Origin of the sequence: Rhodococcus sp. KRD175, from assembly GCF_017168275.1 — a bacterium.
GTDB lineage: Bacteria > Actinomycetota > Actinomycetes > Mycobacteriales > Mycobacteriaceae > Rhodococcoides > Rhodococcoides fascians.
Map to the genome: position 1 here is coordinate 565,583 of NZ_JABFAQ010000004.1, position 16,450 is coordinate 582,032.

General features: G+C 63.8%; 16 protein-coding genes and 1 riboswitch. Of the genes, 8 read left to right on the top strand and 8 right to left on the bottom strand.

Features of this window, described 5'->3' with window-relative positions:
* Positions 1–873: 873 nt before the first annotated feature.
* Positions 874–1,158, bottom strand: coding sequence for a GNAT family N-acetyltransferase (locus tag J1M81_RS07160; protein WP_027497965.1), 285 nt, complete (start codon positions 1,156–1,158; stop codon positions 874–876).
* A 183-nt stretch (positions 1,159–1,341) separates the two neighbouring features.
* Here J1M81_RS07160 and J1M81_RS07165 point away from each other — a divergent pair, with 183 nt between their 5' ends.
* Both J1M81_RS07165 and J1M81_RS07170 read left to right on the top strand, forming a co-directional pair.
* Positions 1,342–2,109, top strand: coding sequence for a hypothetical protein (locus J1M81_RS07165; protein ID WP_032365542.1), 768 nt, complete (start codon positions 1,342–1,344; stop codon positions 2,107–2,109).
* Positions 2,110–2,339: 230 nt separating this feature from the next.
* Positions 2,340–2,660, top strand: a complete 321-nt coding sequence (locus J1M81_RS07170) for a colicin immunity domain-containing protein (protein ID WP_027497963.1) — start codon at positions 2,340–2,342, stop codon at positions 2,658–2,660.
* A gap of 17 nt (positions 2,661–2,677) precedes the next feature.
* Here the strand turns inward: J1M81_RS07170 and J1M81_RS07175 are convergent, their stop codons facing one another.
* Positions 2,678–3,040 carry a helix-turn-helix domain-containing protein gene (locus tag J1M81_RS07175; RefSeq protein ID WP_032389982.1) on the bottom strand — a complete coding sequence of 121 codons (363 nt, stop codon included), beginning with the start codon at positions 3,038–3,040 and terminating at the stop codon, positions 2,678–2,680.
* 65 nt (positions 3,041–3,105) lie between these two features.
* Here J1M81_RS07175 and J1M81_RS07180 point away from each other — a divergent pair, with 65 nt between their 5' ends.
* Positions 3,106–3,762, top strand: coding sequence for an FMN-dependent NADH-azoreductase (locus tag J1M81_RS07180; protein WP_206497824.1), 657 nt, complete (start codon positions 3,106–3,108; stop codon positions 3,760–3,762).
* A gap of 74 nt (positions 3,763–3,836) precedes the next feature.
* The gene (locus J1M81_RS07185; protein ID WP_241257718.1) at positions 3,837–5,045 is read left to right on the top strand and encodes an LCP family protein; all 1,209 of its coding nucleotides are present in this window, start codon (positions 3,837–3,839) and stop codon (positions 5,043–5,045) included.
* A gap of 17 nt (positions 5,046–5,062) precedes the next feature.
* Here the strand turns inward: J1M81_RS07185 and J1M81_RS07190 are convergent, their stop codons facing one another.
* The 6 genes from J1M81_RS07190 to J1M81_RS07215 form a co-directional block, all read right to left on the bottom strand.
* Positions 5,063–5,800, bottom strand: coding sequence for an ABC transporter ATP-binding protein (locus J1M81_RS07190; RefSeq protein WP_032374005.1), 738 nt, complete (start codon positions 5,798–5,800; stop codon positions 5,063–5,065).
* Positions 5,801–5,813: 13 nt separating this feature from the next.
* Positions 5,814–6,650 carry an ABC transporter permease gene (locus J1M81_RS07195; protein ID WP_027497959.1) on the bottom strand — a complete coding sequence of 279 codons (837 nt, stop codon included), beginning with the start codon at positions 6,648–6,650 and terminating at the stop codon, positions 5,814–5,816.
* A complete protein-coding gene (locus tag J1M81_RS07200; protein ID WP_051365412.1) occupies positions 6,628–7,614 on the bottom strand; it encodes an ABC transporter substrate-binding protein in 987 nt (328 codons plus the stop codon). Before J1M81_RS07200 ends, J1M81_RS07195 begins: the two co-directional genes overlap by 23 nt.
* 23 nt (positions 7,615–7,637) lie before the next feature.
* Positions 7,638–8,360 carry a TenA family protein gene (locus J1M81_RS07205; protein ID WP_032374004.1) on the bottom strand — a complete coding sequence of 241 codons (723 nt, stop codon included), beginning with the start codon at positions 8,358–8,360 and terminating at the stop codon, positions 7,638–7,640.
* Positions 8,354–8,453: riboswitch (TPP riboswitch) on the bottom strand. Its footprint overlaps the gene before it by 7 nt.
* A 62-nt stretch (positions 8,454–8,515) precedes the next feature.
* Entirely contained in the window at positions 8,516–9,913 is a 1,398-nt protein-coding gene (locus J1M81_RS07210) for a sugar porter family MFS transporter (RefSeq protein WP_027497956.1), read from the bottom strand.
* Between the two features lie 116 nt (positions 9,914–10,029).
* Positions 10,030–10,695, bottom strand: a complete 666-nt coding sequence (locus J1M81_RS07215; protein ID WP_032401254.1) for a hypothetical protein — start codon at positions 10,693–10,695, stop codon at positions 10,030–10,032.
* A 101-nt stretch (positions 10,696–10,796) separates the two neighbouring features.
* On the opposite strand from J1M81_RS07215, the gene J1M81_RS07220 reads away from it, so the two are divergent.
* From J1M81_RS07220 to hydA, 4 genes are all read left to right on the top strand, one after another.
* Positions 10,797–12,362 (top strand): carboxylesterase/lipase family protein, encoded by a 1,566-nt coding sequence (locus tag J1M81_RS07220; protein ID WP_032374014.1) that lies wholly within the window; start codon positions 10,797–10,799, stop codon positions 12,360–12,362.
* 196 nt (positions 12,363–12,558) lie between these two features.
* Positions 12,559–14,079 carry an ATP-dependent DNA ligase gene (locus J1M81_RS07225; RefSeq protein ID WP_032374003.1) on the top strand — a complete coding sequence of 507 codons (1,521 nt, stop codon included), beginning with the start codon at positions 12,559–12,561 and terminating at the stop codon, positions 14,077–14,079.
* 110 nt (positions 14,080–14,189) lie between these two features.
* Positions 14,190–15,029: a nitrilase-related carbon-nitrogen hydrolase gene (locus J1M81_RS07230; RefSeq protein WP_197077429.1), complete on the top strand. Its 840-nt coding sequence runs from the start codon at positions 14,190–14,192 to the stop codon at positions 15,027–15,029.
* Positions 15,029–16,450 carry a dihydropyrimidinase gene (gene hydA, locus J1M81_RS07235; protein WP_206497825.1) on the top strand — a complete coding sequence of 474 codons (1,422 nt, stop codon included), beginning with the start codon at positions 15,029–15,031 and terminating at the stop codon, positions 16,448–16,450. Before J1M81_RS07230 ends, hydA begins: the two co-directional genes overlap by 1 nt.

Consider the following 16,450-nt stretch of genomic DNA (forward strand, 5'->3'; position numbering starts at 1 on the left):
GCGCGCGCATTCGCCTAGCACCTGAGGTGCCTGCACCACGTCGCCTCCGACAGTGCCGGACGTTCACTCGCAACACCCACCCCCCGTCGCACACGCGAGCGCAACGCGCAGACAAAGGGGATCGGTGATCCTCAACCGTGTCGGCCGCTGAAACGCCACCCCACCCCGTTCGCACACGCGAGCGCGTTTGCCACACGCGCGCAGAACAGCGACACCGGACTGCGCGTACCTGACAAACGCGCGCGCGTTCGCGTACACCGGGAAGGCCTACCGACCGATCGAATCGAAGTAGTCGGGCCACACTCCACCACTCATTCGAGTGCGCCCCTAAAAAGTCCAGCTGCACAACAATTCTCGAGCGCGGAATTTAATCAGTGGAGTCCGATGCCTCGGCAGTGCATGATCGTCGTACGGGTACATCGCATCGATCGTGGAGGTGGACAATGGCAGCAAATTTCGAGCTCGCAGGCCGGGACGTCGTCTACACGCGATCCGCGGCTATTGCCGATCACGCTCTCTGAGTAGAGCTTTCGCGCATCGAGGCCGATGAGCCTCGACAACGACGCGTCGACTATTTTGCGCCGCACGGCTGTGCTCCGTGTGAGGCGTCCATTCTTTCTGTAGGAGAACAGATGTACTACGAACATGTCTTGAGTGAACATCGACAACGGGTTGCCCGGGGTGTGGAGAACTACGAACGGCGTCGCGTAGCAGCCGAGCGGGCTGCGGAAAGCGTTGCGGCACAAGAACGAATCGAACCCGTTCAGGAATCGGTCGGGAAAACCACTGGGAACGACGAGGGAACACCCGGAAACGGTGACAGTTCTGAATCCGGTATCGGGTCCGGATTCGTCTCGGCAAATCGCTGACCGGTCATCGTTTGACCAGATGTGAATATCGATCGCCGGCTGCGTCGATGAAGTCGCGCACGAACCAGCACGCAGGGACCACTTGGAGGCCCTGCGTGCTGGTGTCGTCGAGGGCGTATTCGGTGAGCGCGGCGGCCAGCCCTCGGCCGCGGAACCGAGGCAGTGTCACGGTGTGGTGGAAGGTTCGGACGCCGTTCGACTCGAAGTACTCGGAGTACCCGGCCGGCTCTGAGTCGACGTGAATCTCGAATCGGTGGGCGGCGGTGTCATGGGTGATCGTCACCGGCATTGCGGTACCTCCTGGCAGTGTTCGATGTCTACACGGTAACCGGCAGCCGAACGGCGATCGTTCGGTAGTTACTCGAGCACGCATCGACGCAGTAGGCTGAGGGAAACCGAGTCGTGCGAGCGCCACCCGTCGCAACACCTCTCTTCATAAGTACGGGGCGCTCGAGGCTTAAGGCGGCAAACCGTGGAAGACACATCCGACCGGGGAATCAAGGCTTTCATCAGAACCGTCGCGCAGCGCGGTGGACGCGCGGAGCGTCTTACCACCTCGCGTCGCAATCCCGTTCAGGTCTGGTCGATGGACGGTAAGTCCTCGTGCATCGTGCGGGTGCGATCGAAGGTGACGGGCGACTGGAAGGCCCGCAGACAGGACGAGTCGCTCGAGAGCGACGACACGGGGTCGTCGTACTGGGTGTTCGTGGACCTGGCAACCGAGGAACCGCGGTTCTACATGGTGTCCTCCGAGGAGATGGCGTCGGATATTCGTGGAGAAGTGGATCTGTGGGTACAGGATTCGCCGCTGCGGACGCGAACCGGGCATCACGCCATTGCAGTCGACAGGGTGGCTCACGGCAGTGAGCGCTGGGAACTGCTGGGACTGAGCGCCACCCTGGACACGTCCGTCGACGTCGGACCCGAGCAGACGTGGGTTCGCACGCCCAGGGTCAAAGCAACGCGGAAGTCCAAGGTCGTCGTCGAAGAGGAAGTGATCGACAACCGGGTACGGGTGGTGGCCGATTGCGAGGGATACCGGCTCAGCGGGCGATTCGACCCGCACACTCAGCGCCTGGAAATCACGGCCGGGCCGATGGAGGGTCGACGGTTCGACAACCCGTCCGTCGCCGCCAGTGCCGTCGCCACGCATATCAGTGGAGATGTCGAGGAGCGGGACGGCTGGCAGTTCTGGCAGTTGGACACTCCCGATCGCGCCCCTCTCGGTTCCTTTCAGTAAGAACTAGCAGGTGAACGCCATGATTTTGTGAGCTTTCACCAACTTCGCGCAACGTGCGGAAACCGTCGAAGTGTCTGATTAACCTGGCGCTTGTACGACGAGCTCCCTGTTTCAATCGCTGGGTCGAATCGATGCTCGAGAGTTCGTCTGTGCATCGGGTTTCGGGTCTCAGCGAGCTCGACGGTCGACAGTGCGAGGGGTGCTGTCGACCGTGGGGAGAGGTATTCACCATGGAGCAGTCATACCGAGCGGCATCCGCTCATTCGTCCCGCTTCCTTTTTCTCATCGCACAGTTCGTCGACCGGAGAATTCCGGCGGAATTCTTCTCGACGCAGTTTCGAGAACTTCAGAACACGCGGGTGACATACCTGGATGCAGAGGTGTCGTCGGTGATCGGGATGCTGTCGGTCGACGTCGGGGCGTATCTGGGAGACGTCGACCTTCGCGGCGTGGACTACATCGATGCGGAACAGCTGTGGCGTGCAGCCGGCCACGCGTTTCGTGACCTCATGACATTGCAGTCCGAGCAGTTCGAGCGCGAGGCCGGCTGATCGGCCGCCGCAGCCCGTCAGCGAAATCGATCACGGTGTCGCAGAAGGTCTTCCAGCCGGAAGCGTCGGTGGGTGCCTCGCATTTCGATCGGTAGGTCTCCGGCGTCTGCCAAGCGCCGGACGTAGGTGTCGGAGACACCGAGTACCTCTGCCGCTTGCGAGGTCGTCAGCAGTTCTTCGACGGTTCCGATGGCCACAGCCCTGGCGGTGGCCAGCTGGGTGAGCAGTTCGAGCACCGCAGCGCGCGCGGGGTCGTCCAGGTCCACCGACACTCCGCCGAGACGGACATCGACGTCCGTGTCCGTGTTCTCGTGCAGTGCCGTCGTGATTCGTGCGGCGGAGCGCGAACTCAGCGCGCGGGTGACGAATCGGAAGTCCATCCGACCAGGATAGGAGCGTCCGGTTCGCCTAGGCTCGGGACACCCACCATCCGAGGAGTGTTTCAGTGCCGCAGTTGTTGCACCTGGATTCGTCTGCCGACCTGTCCCGTTCGATCAGCCGTCGGGTGACAGCCCACTTCTCGGACGCGTGGCACACCATCGGAACCGATCATTCGGTGATTCGCCGTGATCTGCACGTCAATGCATTGCCACATCTGCCGACCTCGGCACTGCATTGGGCACCGCACCTGCGGACTGCCGACGAGGCCGTGGACGCGGCAGCCGAGGCTCTTCAGGTCGAGCTGATCGAGGAACTGATCTCCGCGGACGTCGTACTGATCGGTGCGCCGATGTACAACTGGTCGATCCCGTCGACGCTGAAGGCGTGGATCGACTACGTGCACGTTCCCGGAATCACGGTGCCGTTCGACGGCGACACAGCACCACTCGTCGGCAAGCCTGCGGTTGTGATCACCAGTCGGGGGAACGAGTACACCCCGGGCTCGGAGGCAGCGTCGATCGACCACACCACGGGGCAGCTGCGGCAGGTTCTCGGTGCCGCACTGGGCATGGACGTGCATTTCGTCCCGATCGACCTGACCCTTGCCGAGCGGGTTGCCGGTCTGGCACCGAAGATTCCGCAGGCTCGGGCCAGCCTCGACGCGGCATTCTCGGCCGTCGACGAGCTCGCGCGGCGTCTGGGCACGATCTCGCCCGTGTGAGAGCCGAGTAGCCTGTCAGGGTGCAACCGAACGGCCCTGGTAGCGGCATCGAACGTGGACCAGGACGCCACCGGTTGGCACGTCCGTCCGGCGACCACGCTGTTGCGCTGCGGATCGGCCGAGTGCTCGTTGCGACGGCGGCGGTGGCGTCCGTTGCAGTCAGTGGCGTCGGATTCGCGGTGTACCGGGAGGCAACCACCGGACTGACCACCTCCGATGCGCTCGACGGTATCGCGAACAACGATCCGGATGTCAACGGTGCCGACACCAACATTCTGCTGATCGGGCTCGACAGTCGTAAGGACATGGACGGCAACGATCTGCCGGCCGCGTTCGTCACCGACACCCTGCATGCCGGTGACAGCGACGTCGGGGGATACAACACCAATACGCTTCTGCTGGTGCATCTTCCGGCCGGCGGTGGACGAGCGACAGCGCTGTCGATACCGCGCGACGACTACGTCGACGTTCCCGGGTACGGCAAGCGCAAGATCAAGGAGGCCTACGGGCTCGCCAAGGCCGATGCCGACACCCAATTGCTCGACGAGGGTGTCACCGACGCGGCCGAGCGTGAGCGTCGAGCACGCGAGGCGGGGCGCCGCTCGACGCTGACGGCCGTTCGCGATCTCCTCGATGTGCCGATCGATCATTTCGCGGAAGTCAATCTTCTGGGGTTCTACGACGTGGCGACGGCAGTCGGCCCGATCCAGGTCTGCCTGAACAACCCGGTGCACGATACGTACTCGGGCGCGGACTTCCCGGCGGGTGCGCAGGAATTGAGCGCGACTCAGGCGTTGTCCTTCGTGCGTCAACGGCACGGACTCGACAACGGTGACCTCGACAGAACCAAGCGGCAGCAGGCGTTCGTGGCCGGGGTGATGGCCAAGCTCAGCGCATCCGGCGTGCTGGCGAACATCAGCGAATTGCGTGCGCTGATCGCGGGTACCAAGAACGACATCGTCATCGACGCAGGCCTCGACCCGATCGGCCTGGCCGGGGGAGCCGGTGCCGTCATGAAGGGTGATATCGACTTCTACACGCTGCCGATCACGGGCTACGACACCGTCGACGGTCAGGACGTCAATCTCGTCGACGTCGACGCCATCAGAGCCGAGGCAGCGCGATTGATCGGTCCTGCGCAGCCGACGCCCGCAGCCCTCGATCCGACGTCGGATCCGGCACCACCACCGCTCGAGGTAGCCGTACCCGAGCCGTCCCAGGATCTACCGGCCGCCCCGGATCAGGGTGTGCACAGCAACGGCGGCATCCCCTGCGTCGACTGAGCCCTGCATCGACTCGGTCAATGGTTCGGCGTGCTCGACAGAACATCCATCAACTGCTTCTCGACGGCGGCGAACTGCGGCGTCGTGACGATCTCGAGCTCCCGGGGTCGAGGCAGCGGTACGTCGACCTGCCGTCGAACGTGGGCGGGTCGTGGCGAGAGGACCACCACCCGATCGGACAGGTAGACCGCCTCGCGGATGTCATGGGTGATCATCAGCACCGTCCACCTGAACTCCGACCAGACCTGCTGCAGCCAGGCCTGCATGTCACTACGGGTCAACGAGTCCAATGCCCCGAAGGGCTCGTCCAACAGCAACACCGACCGTCCCTGCACCACGGTGCGCAGCAGTGCTGCTCGTTGCCGCATGCCACCGGACAGTTCGGACGGGCGAGCGGACTCGTACCCGTCGAGACCGAACACCGGGAACAACTCGCGTGCCCGCGCTCGTGCCTCCTTCTTGGCGACGCCTTGTACTTCGAGGCCGAGCGAGGTGTTGTCGAGCACCGATCGCCACGGGAACAGCAGGTCCTTCTGCGGCATGTAGGCACACGGCGGGACGCGGACCGAGCCCGAATCGGGTGTATCGAGGCCGGCGAGCATGTTGAACACCGTGCTCTTGCCCGACCCGCTCGGACCGATGATCGACACGAATTCACCGGGCCGGACTCCGAACGACACGTCGTCGAGTACCGGTTTTCCGCCGAACGATTTTCTCAGAGCCGAGATGTCGATGCTGTGCTCGACGTCAGACATTGTGGGCTCGAGTTCAGACATTGTGGCCCGCCGACCCCTGACGTGCCCACGGGGCGACGACGCGTTCGACCACGAACGTCGAGACGAACAGGAGCACGCTGATCACCGCGGTGACGGCAACGGCTGCAAGTACCAAATCGGTACGGAACGAATTCTTCTGCTGACTCATGTAGATACCGAGTCCTGCGGTGGCTCCTGCGTATTCGGCAAAGATCGCACCGACGACGGCGTAGGTGATGCCGATGCGAAGCGAGGTGAAGAATCGAGGAAGTGCCGACGGCAGCCGTACGTAGCGGAACTGCTGCCAGCGGCCGGCCCCCATGGTGGCCAGGAGGGCTCGCGCGTCGCGATCTGCGGCGGCGAACCCCTCGATGAGCCCGATGGCCATGGGAAAGAACGTCGCCAGTGCGATCACGAGAATCTTCGGTAACAGTCCGAACCCGAACCAGATGATGAGCAGCGGTGCGATGGCGATGATCGGCAGTGTCTGCGAGACGACAAACAAGGGTACGAACGCACGGCGCAGCCACGGGGAGAAGTCCACGGCGATGGCGAGCAGCCAGGCCAGCACGAGCGAGACCGCGAACCCGACGAGTGTCACCTGCAGTGTCGCTGCGGCGTTCTCGGCAATCGCCTCGCGTTGGGCCCAGCCCTGCGTGAGAACGCGGCCGGGGGAGGGCAGTACCTGTGGCCTGATGCCGCTGACCTCGACATAGATCTGCCACACCGCGATCGACAGGACGACGACGGTCACCGCGGGCCATGCCCACCGCAACGAAGCTCGGACACCGCTGAGCGAGAACGTATCTCGCTCGGCGGTCACCGGCTCATCGATCGCCGAGGTAGTCATCGGTGAAATAGGTGGACCAGTCCGGTTCGGCGCTCAGCGGTGCACCGCTCTGATCGGTGAGTACCCCGCTGTCGTAGAGAAACTTCGAGTACGCGGTCCACGTGTCGATGCTCTGTCGTCCGACTTCGCCCGCGGAATCCTTCATGTACTTCTCTGCGAGCATCTTCTGACTCTCGAACACCAACGATTCGTCGGTGAACGTACCGGGATTGGCGTCGATCAGATCCTGAGCCGCCCTGTCCGGATCGTCCGCTGCGAGTTGGTAGCCACGCTGCAGCGCCTGCACGAACTTCTTCGCCTCGTCCGGATGCGCAGCCAGCCACGGCTCGTTCCCGTTGATGGTGATGGCGTAGGCGTCGGGGAACCCGTAATCGGTGTAATCGAAGTACTTCATCGGCGTTCCGCTGTGCTCTGCCTCGATGCCCTCCCATGCGAGGTAGGACACGGTGAAGTCCGCAGTGCCGGAGTACACCGCCTCGTAGGCCGATGTGCCGAGTACGACGGTCTCGTATTCGCCTGTGCCACCGTCGTTTTCGATGACCTGCCGGAGCCCGGCCTGCTCGCCGGATTCACCGAAACCGGCGTAGACCTTGCCGTCGAGTGCGCGTGGGCTCGCGATGTCGTCCCGATCCGCACGCACTCCGATGCCGGTGGCCCAGTGCTGCAGTGGTGCGAGGACGGACACGGTCCGGGCGCCGGCGGATCTCGCGAAGACCGTCGAACTCTGGGTGCTGATACCGAATTCGGCGTTGCCTGCATCGACGAGCGTGTCTGCGGCCGTGTTGTTGTACGGCAGTACTTCCACATCTAGCCCGGCGTCGGCGAAGTAGCCCTCCTGAAGGGCGACGTAGAGGCCGGTGTGATTGGTGTTGGGAGTCCAGTCGAGGGCGAAACGGATGGTGTCGGAATCCGTCGACTGCGAGCAGCCGGCCATCACCGTGGTTGCGAGGACTGTCGCCACCATCACCGTGAGCGATCGAGACGTTCTCATGCGTGCACCGCGCTCTCGGTCGATGGCCACGGAGTGGGGTGTAATGCGCTGTCCCAGAACATCAATTCGTACCTCGACGCAACGACGAAGGCGTCGATCATCTGCTCACGCTGCAGTTCCGTCGCAGAGTCGGCCGCGTCGTCGACGAAGCCCTTGGCGGCATCGACGATGGCATGGAATTCGGGTGCGTCGTAGTTGGCCACCCACTGTGCGTAGGGATGACCGGGATCGCGTGCCAGCACGGCTTTCGCCGCTCCGGCGAGCGAGCGGCCGACGTCGGCGTAGATCCAGAAGCACGGCAGAACAGCTGCCGCCGCAACGGGATACGGCTCGGTCGCGGCGACGGCCGTCAGATAGGAGGTGTAGCCGAGGCATGCCGGTGAAGGCGTCGGCGTCTCGGCGGAGGGCGGGAGAACGTCTCCGGTGAGCATGGCCTCGTGCGAGGCGGCCTCGTCCATCGCACTCGCTGCAGCGCCGGCCCAGAAGGCTCCGGCCACCGGTGTCGGCGCGTGCGCTGCCAGCAGGGACAGCGACTTCACGTAGCCACCGAGATACAGCGAATCCTGTTCCAGATATCGACGGAACGCGTCGAGTGGAAGGGTTCCCGCACCGAGTAGGCAGAGAAATTCGAGATCGTCGATCGCGCGTCTGATGTGCGCGGATGCGTCCCAGAGTCGAGTGGTGAAGCGGACCGGGTCCGCAGATACAACAGGCGTCATCGCCTTGACATCCCTTCGTCAGTATTACCTGCATCAGGTTCGGCGGGTTTGATCTCAGCATCCGCATCGGCGGACACACCCCGTGTCAGAACGTCAGTGACAGTAACACCGGTCACGATGTGCCGGTGTTACTGCCCCTTCACCTCGGCCTGGGTCTAGCCCAGCATGTCCTCGAGCTCCATGCCCTTGGTCTCACGGATGTTGGACTTGACGAAGAGGAACGACAGCGCAGCGAAGAGCGCGAAGCCGGCGTAGATGACCCACAATCCGACGGACGACGTCAGTGGTGGGAAGGCAAGCGTGACAGCGAAGTTGGCGATCCAATTCGCAGCCGTACCGATACCGAGAGCCATGGCACGCATCCGGTTGGGGAACATCTCGCCGAGCATGACCCACATGATCGGTCCCCAGGTCGATGCGAAGAAGATGACGAACAGGTTCGCCCCGACCAACGCGATCGCACCCCACGGCGACGGCAGACTGACCTCGTCGCCGCTGCCGGTCGCCTGCGAGAAGGCGACGGACGCCATGACGAGTCCGACGAACATTCCGATGGACCCCGCCATCAGCAGCTTGCGCCTGCCGATGCGATCGACGAACAGAATCGCCACGAACGTCATGGCCACGTTGATGACCGCGGTGATGACCGAGGTGGTGAACGACTGGTCCTCGGTGAACCCGACCGACCGCCACAGCGTCGTCGAGTAGTAGAAGATCGCATTGATGCCGACCAGCTGCTGCAGGACGGCCATCGTGATGCCCACCCAGACGATCGGCTGCAGACCGAACTTGGGGCCACGGATGTCGGCGAACGACGATCGGGCCTCCTTGCGCAGCGTCAGCCTGATCTCGTGCACTCGCTCGTCGGGATGCAGCTCGCCGGTGATGTTCGCCAGAACCGCGGCGGCTTCCTCGTCCAGATGCTGACCCACCAGGTAGCGGGGTGACTCCGGGATCAGGGTAGCCAGGATTCCGTAGACCAGAGCGGGGACCACACCGACGAGGAACATCCAGCGCCACGCTTCGACACCGAACCACAGGTCGTTGGAGGCTCCGTCGGCCGCACCTGCGAGAAGGGCGTCGGACAGCAGGGCAGCGAAGATACCGATGGTGATCGCCAATTGCTGCAGCGAGGCCAGCGCGCCACGCCATTTGGCGGGCGCGATTTCGGCGATGTAGGCCGGTGCGATGACCGACGCGATACCGATGCCGAGACCGCCGAGCACACGCCAGAGCATGAGATCGGGAACGCTGAACGCGAGCCCGGAGCCGACCGAGGAAATGACGAACAGAGCCGAGCCGAGCAGCATCACCTTCTTGCGGCCCCAGCGATCGGCGAGGCTACCGGCGAACCAGGCACCGATCGCGCAGCCGATCAGGGCGATCGCAACCACGAAGCCGGTGGTGAACGAGCCGAGAGAGAAGTGGTCTTCGATCGAATCGACAGCTCCGTTGATGACCGAACTGTCGAAGCCGAACAGGAAGCCGCCTACAGCGGCGGCGACGCTGACGCCGATGACCTTCGCTGTGTGACGGTCCGAGGTCTGATTCATGTGTGATGCACCTTCTGGCCGCGCGCGGGCGCCGGCCGCTGGGGAGACCGTACGGCAGGGATTGTCGTACCGTCCTGGGACATTACGCCTGGTCTTTCGCCGCGCGAACGACGCCGTCAGCGAAGGTCGAAATCGTCGTCCGAGACGGTGAATCCGTGGCCGACCTGATCGGTGCAGGTGACTCCGGTCTGCTCGTCGACGCTGCATCGAAGCCCGTTGGTGGATCCGCTACCCGCGACGGTGAGTTCTTCGCCGTACGGGAGTGCCGCCGCGGGTCCGTCGAATCGGTGGAACTTGGGATCGCCCAGGCTCTCGAACTTCGCCGGGGAGCCGGCGATGATCTGCACGGAATTGGGTTTCACCCGGTCGGAGGATGCACTGTCGGTCACCTCGGGGGCCGAGTCGGGCAGCGAGCCGTGGCAACCGGCGATCGACGTCTCTTGTACGGCTATACCGCACTCGAACTTGCCGCTGGGGCTCGTGAAGTAGTACCAGCCCGGAGCCTTGCCCGCGTATTGCGTCGGGTTCGCTTGCTGGGCACCCGCATTCGGCGTGGTCTTCGTGGTGCTGGACGGTGTCGTGGAGGACGGTGTCGTGGAGGACGGCGTGGCAGGCACACTGCTCGACGGCAGGCCACGGTCGGTGGTCGGAACCGCGGTGATCGGCTGGGGGCGGTCGGTGATGACCGTCGCCATGGGTCCGTCACCTCCGCCGCTCGAACCGCAGGCGGACAACAGACACACTCCGACGACCGCCGCCAGGGCGGATCCAATTCTCTTCATGACTCGTTCCTCGGTTCGATGGGAGCGCTGCCGGGGGTTTCGAGCGGGCCGGCGTCGGGGATGGAGTTGGTACGTTGAGCAACGACCCGAAGGGAGGTGCGATGGACGACACCACGTCCGACTCCACCGTGCGTGTGAGCACGCCGTACGGCGACGTTCTCGGCTACCCGGTTGCGGCCGACGCATCGCCGACAGTCGCCTGGAGGGGTATTCCGTACGCGACGCCGCCGGTGGGTGAGTTGCGGTTTCGAGCACCGCGTCCCCTGCAGCCGTGGAACGGCGTGCTCGACGGTCTGCACTTCGGTGCGATGGCACCGCAGGGCCGCGACAGCCCGGTCCCAATCGATCCGTCGTTGTCGATCTCCGAGGATTGCCTGTCGCTCAACGTGTGGGCACCACGGCCGGACGGCGAACTGCGTCCGGTGCTGGTGTGGATCCACGGCGGCGCGTATTCGCTCGGTTCGTCCGCGCAACAGGTGTACGACGGGCGACATCTGAGCGAGAACGGCGACGTGGTCGTGGTCTCGATCAACTTTCGTCTCGGCGCATTCGGCTTTCTCGATCTGTCGTCCTTCTCCACCGACGAACACGTCTTCGAGACCAATCTCGGCTTGCGCGACCAGATTGCGGCGCTGCACTGGGTCCGGGAGTGCATCTCCGCCTTCGGTGGGGACCCCGACGAGATCACCGTCTTCGGCGAGTCCTCCGGGGGCGCGTCGGTCACCACTCTGATGACCTCGCCCAAGGCCGAGGGGCTCTTCCATCGAGCGATCGTGCAAAGTGCCCCGGCCACGTCCGTGTACGGTCCCGAACGCGGCGCTGCGGTGGCCGCCCGGTTCCTCGAGCTCGTGGGGGTCGACCGCGAGGACGTCGGCGAGTTGCTCGAGATGCACTTCAGCAGACTGGTCACCGCGGGGGACACCCTCTGCTACGAGATTCCGACCACAGTGCCTGGGACACTGGGGCTTTCGCCCGTCGTCGACGGAGACATCGTGCCCCGCTATCCGGTCGCGGCCTTCCAGAAAGGTCTGTCGCACAGAATTCCGTTGATCATCGGCACCAATCACGACGAGCCCTCGATCTTCCGGTTCATGAAGTCCCCGTTGATGCCGATCACATCCGACACCGTCTCGGAGATGTTCCGGGCCATCGCGCACGATCACGCGGACATGCCCGCCTCGCGCATCGCAGAAATCATGGCCGCCTACCCGGACAGGAACAAACCTGCTGGGGCTCAGGCCATCTCGCGTGACGCAGGCTTCGTCATGCCGAGTCTGTGGATCGCCGACGGGCACAGTAGGCATTCGCCGACCTGGATGTACCGTTTCGATCACGCGACGCCGATGCTCAAGGCCGCGCGAGTAGGGGCCGGCCACGCGACCGAACTGCCGTACGTGTTCGGCAATTTCGGAACTCTCAACCGAGATCCCACCTTCTGGCTGGGGGGTCGGAAACCGGCGATGGCGGTGTCGGCCCGGATGCAGCGGCGGTGGCTGGCCTTCGCGCGGTACGGAGTACCGGCCGCGCTGGATGCGTCCAAGCACTGGGCCCCGTACACCGAGAAGAATCGATGGACTCTGGTGATCGATACGTCCGACACGCTCGTCGACGATCCCGACGGAGACATGCGCGCTGCCTGGGGCGACCGGGTGGTGGGATTCAGCTGACCCGTCGCCGGCCCGCCGCCGGGTCGTTCCGCAGGCTTCACTCCTGCTCGGGACGTCACAGGCATGCATCGAACGTAACAGCAAGAACACCGGCCGCTGGAGTCACAGCGGTAACAATTGAATGTCAGGCAGGAGTGGAGCCTGCGGAATGACCCGGTTGGGTAGGCCAGTCGGTGGGTGCGGTTATGTTCGATGAGTGCTGATGTCCAGGATTGTCGAAACCTCTCGGGCCGTGGCCGCGACCCGTTCGCGCAAGGTCAAGATCGAGGAGCTCGGTGCTGTGCTGTCCGAGGCACAGGCGGGTGACATCGAACCGGCGGTGTCGTGGTTGTCGGGCGAATTGCCGCAGGGACGGATCGGGGTCGGCTGGCGCACACTCGCAGATCTGGATGTCCCGTCCGCATCGGTGTCGACGCTGACCGTTGCCGAGGTGGACGAGAAGTTGTCCGAGGTGGCGGCGACGTCGGGCGCTGGTTCGGCTGCGCGACGTTCGGCCCTGCTGCTTGACTTGTTCTCGCGGACCACGGCCGACGAGCGTGCGTTCGTCATCAGGTTGGTCACGGGCGAGCTGAGGCAAGGTGCGCTCGAGGGCATCATGGTCGACGCTGTCGCGGCTGCCACAGCTCTGCCGCAGGCGTCGGTGCGGCGGGCGTTCATGCTGTCCGGTCGATTGTCTGCCACTGCCGTCGCCGCCATGACCGGTGGTGTCGAGGCATTGAACGCCTTTCGACTCGAAGTCGGTCGGCCGGTTCGCCCGATGCTGGCGTCGCCGGCGGAGTCTCTTCGGGGTGCCTGGGAGCAGCTGGCGGGGGACGTGACGGTCGAGTACAAGCTGGACGGTGCCCGAATTCAGGTGCATCGCTCGGGATCCGACGTGAGCATCTACACGCGCACCCTGCGCGATATCACCGCCGGTGTGCCCGAGCTGGTGGAACTGGTCCGTGCACTTCCCTGCGAGTCGGTGGTCCTCGATGGCGAAACACTCGCACTGGACGACAGCGGCAGACCGCGTCCGTTCCAGGAGACGATGAGCCGGTTCGGTGCCGAGAGCGCGCACGAGTTGCTGCTGCAGCCCTATTTCTTCGACTGTCTGCATCTCGACGGCGTCGATCTGCTCGACGCTCCACTCGAAGAGCGTCTCGCAGCGCTCGACAAGGTGGCACCGGGCCATCGGATTCCGAGTGCCGTACGGCCCGACGCCGACGGGGCGGCTGCCCACTTCGATGCTGCGCTCGATGCCGGGCACGAGGGAGTCATGCTCAAGGCCCTGAGCGCCCCGTATGCGGCAGGCCGGCGCGGAAAGAGTTGGCAGAAGGTCAAACCCGAACACACTCTCGATCTCGTTGTTCTCGGCGCGGAGTGGGGATACGGCCGACGGACGGGCTTTCTGTCCAACCTGCATCTGGGGGCCCGCGATCCCGACGGCGGTGAACCGATCATGGTCGGCAAGACGTTCAAAGGCCTGACCGATGTGCTGCTGCAGTGGCAGACGGAGGAATTCCCGAAGCACGAACGCGAGCGAGATCAGCACACCGTGTACCTGCGGCCCGAGTTGATAGTCGAAATCGAACTCGACGGAGTGCAGGTCAGCTCGCGCTATCCGGGCGGGGTGGCGCTGCGTTTCGCCCGAGTGTTGCGATACCGACCGGACAAGAACCTTGCCACCGCGGACACCATCGATGCCGTCCGCGCGTTGTTGCCCAACTCGAACTCGTGAGTTCGCCGAGAACTGTGCACGATTAATACATACGAAACCGGACGAACGATCCCGTAACACGGCGCAAAATACCTTGAGGGTGCAAGCCAGCGAGAGATGGAGTGCCGATGATGTCCACAGTTCGAGCTGCGTTGGTCCAGAGCACGTGGACCGGTGACAAAGAATCGATGATCGAGGCACACGAGGGGTTCGCTCGGTCAGCCGCCGAGCAGGGCGCGAAAGTTGTCTGCTTTCAGGAGCTTTTCTACGGTCCGTACTTCTGCCAGCTTCAGGATGCGAAATTCTACGAGTACGCCGAATCCGTACCGGGCCCGACGGTCGACCGGTTCGCGGCGTTGGCGAAAGAGCTCGGGATCGTCATGATCCTGCCCGTCTACGAGCAGGAGCAGCCCGGGTTGCTCTACAACACCGCTGCTGTGGTCGACGCCGACGGCACGTATCTCGGTAAATACCGCAAGCATCACATTCCCCACGTCAACGGATTCTGGGAGAAGTTCTATTTCCGTCCCGGCAACCTGGGGTGGCCGGTGTTCGATACCGCCGTCGGCCGCATCGGCGTCTACATCTGTTACGACCGGCATTTTCCCGAAGGCTGGCGTGCTCTCGGACTTGCCGGTGCCGAGATCGTCTTCAATCCCTCGGCAACCTCACGGGGTCTGTCGAATTATCTGTGGAAACTCGAGCAGCCGGCCTCGGCCGTCGCGAACGAGTACTACGTCGGTGCGATCAACCGCGTCGGAATCGAATCCGAGTACGGCGACGACGATTTCTACGGCACCAGCTATTTCGTCGATCCCGAGGGCAAATTCGTCGGCGAGGTGGCGTCGGATTCGGAGTCCGAGATCGTCGTTCGGGACCTGGACATGGACCTGATCAAAGTGGTTCGCGACCGATGGGCGTTCTACCGCGACCGTAGACCCGACGCCTACGGCCCACTGGTGCAACCCTGATGGCCACCACCTTCGTGCACGGCGGCACTGTCGTATCCACCACCGGCGCACAGGAACTGGATGTGCTCATCGACGGTGAGACCATCGTCGCAGTGCTGGCACCCGGCTCGGTGTCCTTTGCCGCAGATCTGAGGACATCGGCGGACGTCGTCATCGATGCCACCGGGAAGTACGTGATTCCGGGCGGCGTGGACGGACACACGCACATGGAGATGCCGTTCGGTGGCACGTTCGCCTCCGATACCTTCGAAACCGGAACGCGCGCAGCGGCCTGGGGTGGTACGACCACCATCGTGGACTTCGCGATCCAGACTCCCGGCCAGCGCGTACAGGACACTCTGGCGCAGTGGCACGAGAAAGCGGCGGGGAAGTGCGCCGTCGACTACGGGTTTCATCAGATCATCGGCGACGTCACCGACGATTCCCTGAAAGCGATGAGCGAGTTGGTCTCCGAGGGTGTCACCAGCTTCAAGCTCTTCATGGCATACCCGGGCGTGTTCTACTCCGACGACGGCAAGATATTGCGCGCCATGCAGTCTGCGGCCGAAACGGGTGCACTGCTGATGATGCACGCGGAGAACGGCATTGCCATCGACGTCCTCGTGGCGCAGTCGATCGCCCGCGGAGACACGGCGCCGTACTTCCACGGCACGTCGCGGCCGTGGCAGCTGGAGGAAGAGGCGACGCACCGAGCCATCATGCTGGCCGACGTCACCGGCGCGCCGCTGTACGTCGTGCACGTATCGGCGAAGCAGGCTCTCGAACAGATTGCGCAGGCTCGGGGCAACGGGCAGAACGTATTTGCCGAGACGTGTCCGCAGTATCTCTATCTCTCGCTGGAAGAACAACTCGGTGCGCCGGGTTTCGAGGGGGCCAAGTGGGTCTGCTCGACGCCTCTGCGGTCGCGGGCCGAGGGGCACCAGGACGAACTGTGGCGCTACCTGCGCACCGGTGACGTGGCAACCGTCAGTACCGACCACTGCCCGTTCTGCATGAAGGACCAGAAGGAGATGGGTGTCGGCGATTTCTCCAAGATTCCCAACGGAATCGGGTCGGTGGAGCATCGGATCGATTTGATGTTCCAGGGTGTGAAGAGCGGGAAGATCACCCTCGAGAAGTGGGTGGACGTCTGTTGCACCACCCCGGCCCGGATGTTCGGCATGTACCCGAAAAAGGGCGTCATCAGCCCCGGAGCCGATGCCGACATCGTGATCTACGATCCGAACGGGCACACCAGCATCGGTGTCGAGAAGACCCATCACATGAACATGGACTACTCCGCGTACGAGGGTTTCGAGATCGAGGGCCACGTGGACACCGTGATCTCTCGCGGGCGAATCATCGTCGACAGTGGATCCTATTCCGGCACTGCGGGACACGGCCGCTTCGTTCGCCGCGACCTGTCACAGAATCTGATCTGA

What these genes read in the sequence shown, in the direction of transcription:
- J1M81_RS07200 (WP_051365412.1), bottom strand. Translation starts at nt 7,614, where the DNA reads ATGGTGGCGACAGTCCTCGCAACCACGGTGATGGCCGGCTGCTCGCAG.
- J1M81_RS07210 (WP_027497956.1), bottom strand. Translation starts at nt 9,913, where the DNA reads ATGAATCAGACCTCGGACCGTCACACAGCGAAGGTCATCGGCGTCAGC.
- J1M81_RS07190 (WP_032374005.1), bottom strand. Translation starts at nt 5,800, where the DNA reads ATGTCTGACGTCGAGCACAGCATCGACATCTCGGCTCTGAGAAAATCG.
- J1M81_RS07195 (WP_027497959.1), bottom strand. Translation starts at nt 6,650, where the DNA reads ATGACTACCTCGGCGATCGATGAGCCGGTGACCGCCGAGCGAGATACG.
- J1M81_RS07160 (WP_027497965.1), bottom strand. Translation starts at nt 1,158, where the DNA reads ATGCCGGTGACGATCACCCATGACACCGCCGCCCACCGATTCGAGATT.
- J1M81_RS07230 (WP_197077429.1), top strand. Translation starts at nt 14,190, where the DNA reads ATGTCCACAGTTCGAGCTGCGTTGGTCCAGAGCACGTGGACCGGTGAC.
- J1M81_RS07215 (WP_032401254.1), bottom strand. Translation starts at nt 10,695, where the DNA reads ATGAAGAGAATTGGATCCGCCCTGGCGGCGGTCGTCGGAGTGTGTCTG.
- J1M81_RS07170 (WP_027497963.1), top strand. Translation starts at nt 2,340, where the DNA reads ATGGAGCAGTCATACCGAGCGGCATCCGCTCATTCGTCCCGCTTCCTT.
- hydA (WP_206497825.1), top strand. Translation starts at nt 15,029, where the DNA reads ATGGCCACCACCTTCGTGCACGGCGGCACTGTCGTATCCACCACCGGC.
- J1M81_RS07220 (WP_032374014.1), top strand. Translation starts at nt 10,797, where the DNA reads ATGGACGACACCACGTCCGACTCCACCGTGCGTGTGAGCACGCCGTAC.
- J1M81_RS07205 (WP_032374004.1), bottom strand. Translation starts at nt 8,360, where the DNA reads ATGACGCCTGTTGTATCTGCGGACCCGGTCCGCTTCACCACTCGACTC.
- J1M81_RS07175 (WP_032389982.1), bottom strand. Translation starts at nt 3,040, where the DNA reads ATGGACTTCCGATTCGTCACCCGCGCGCTGAGTTCGCGCTCCGCCGCA.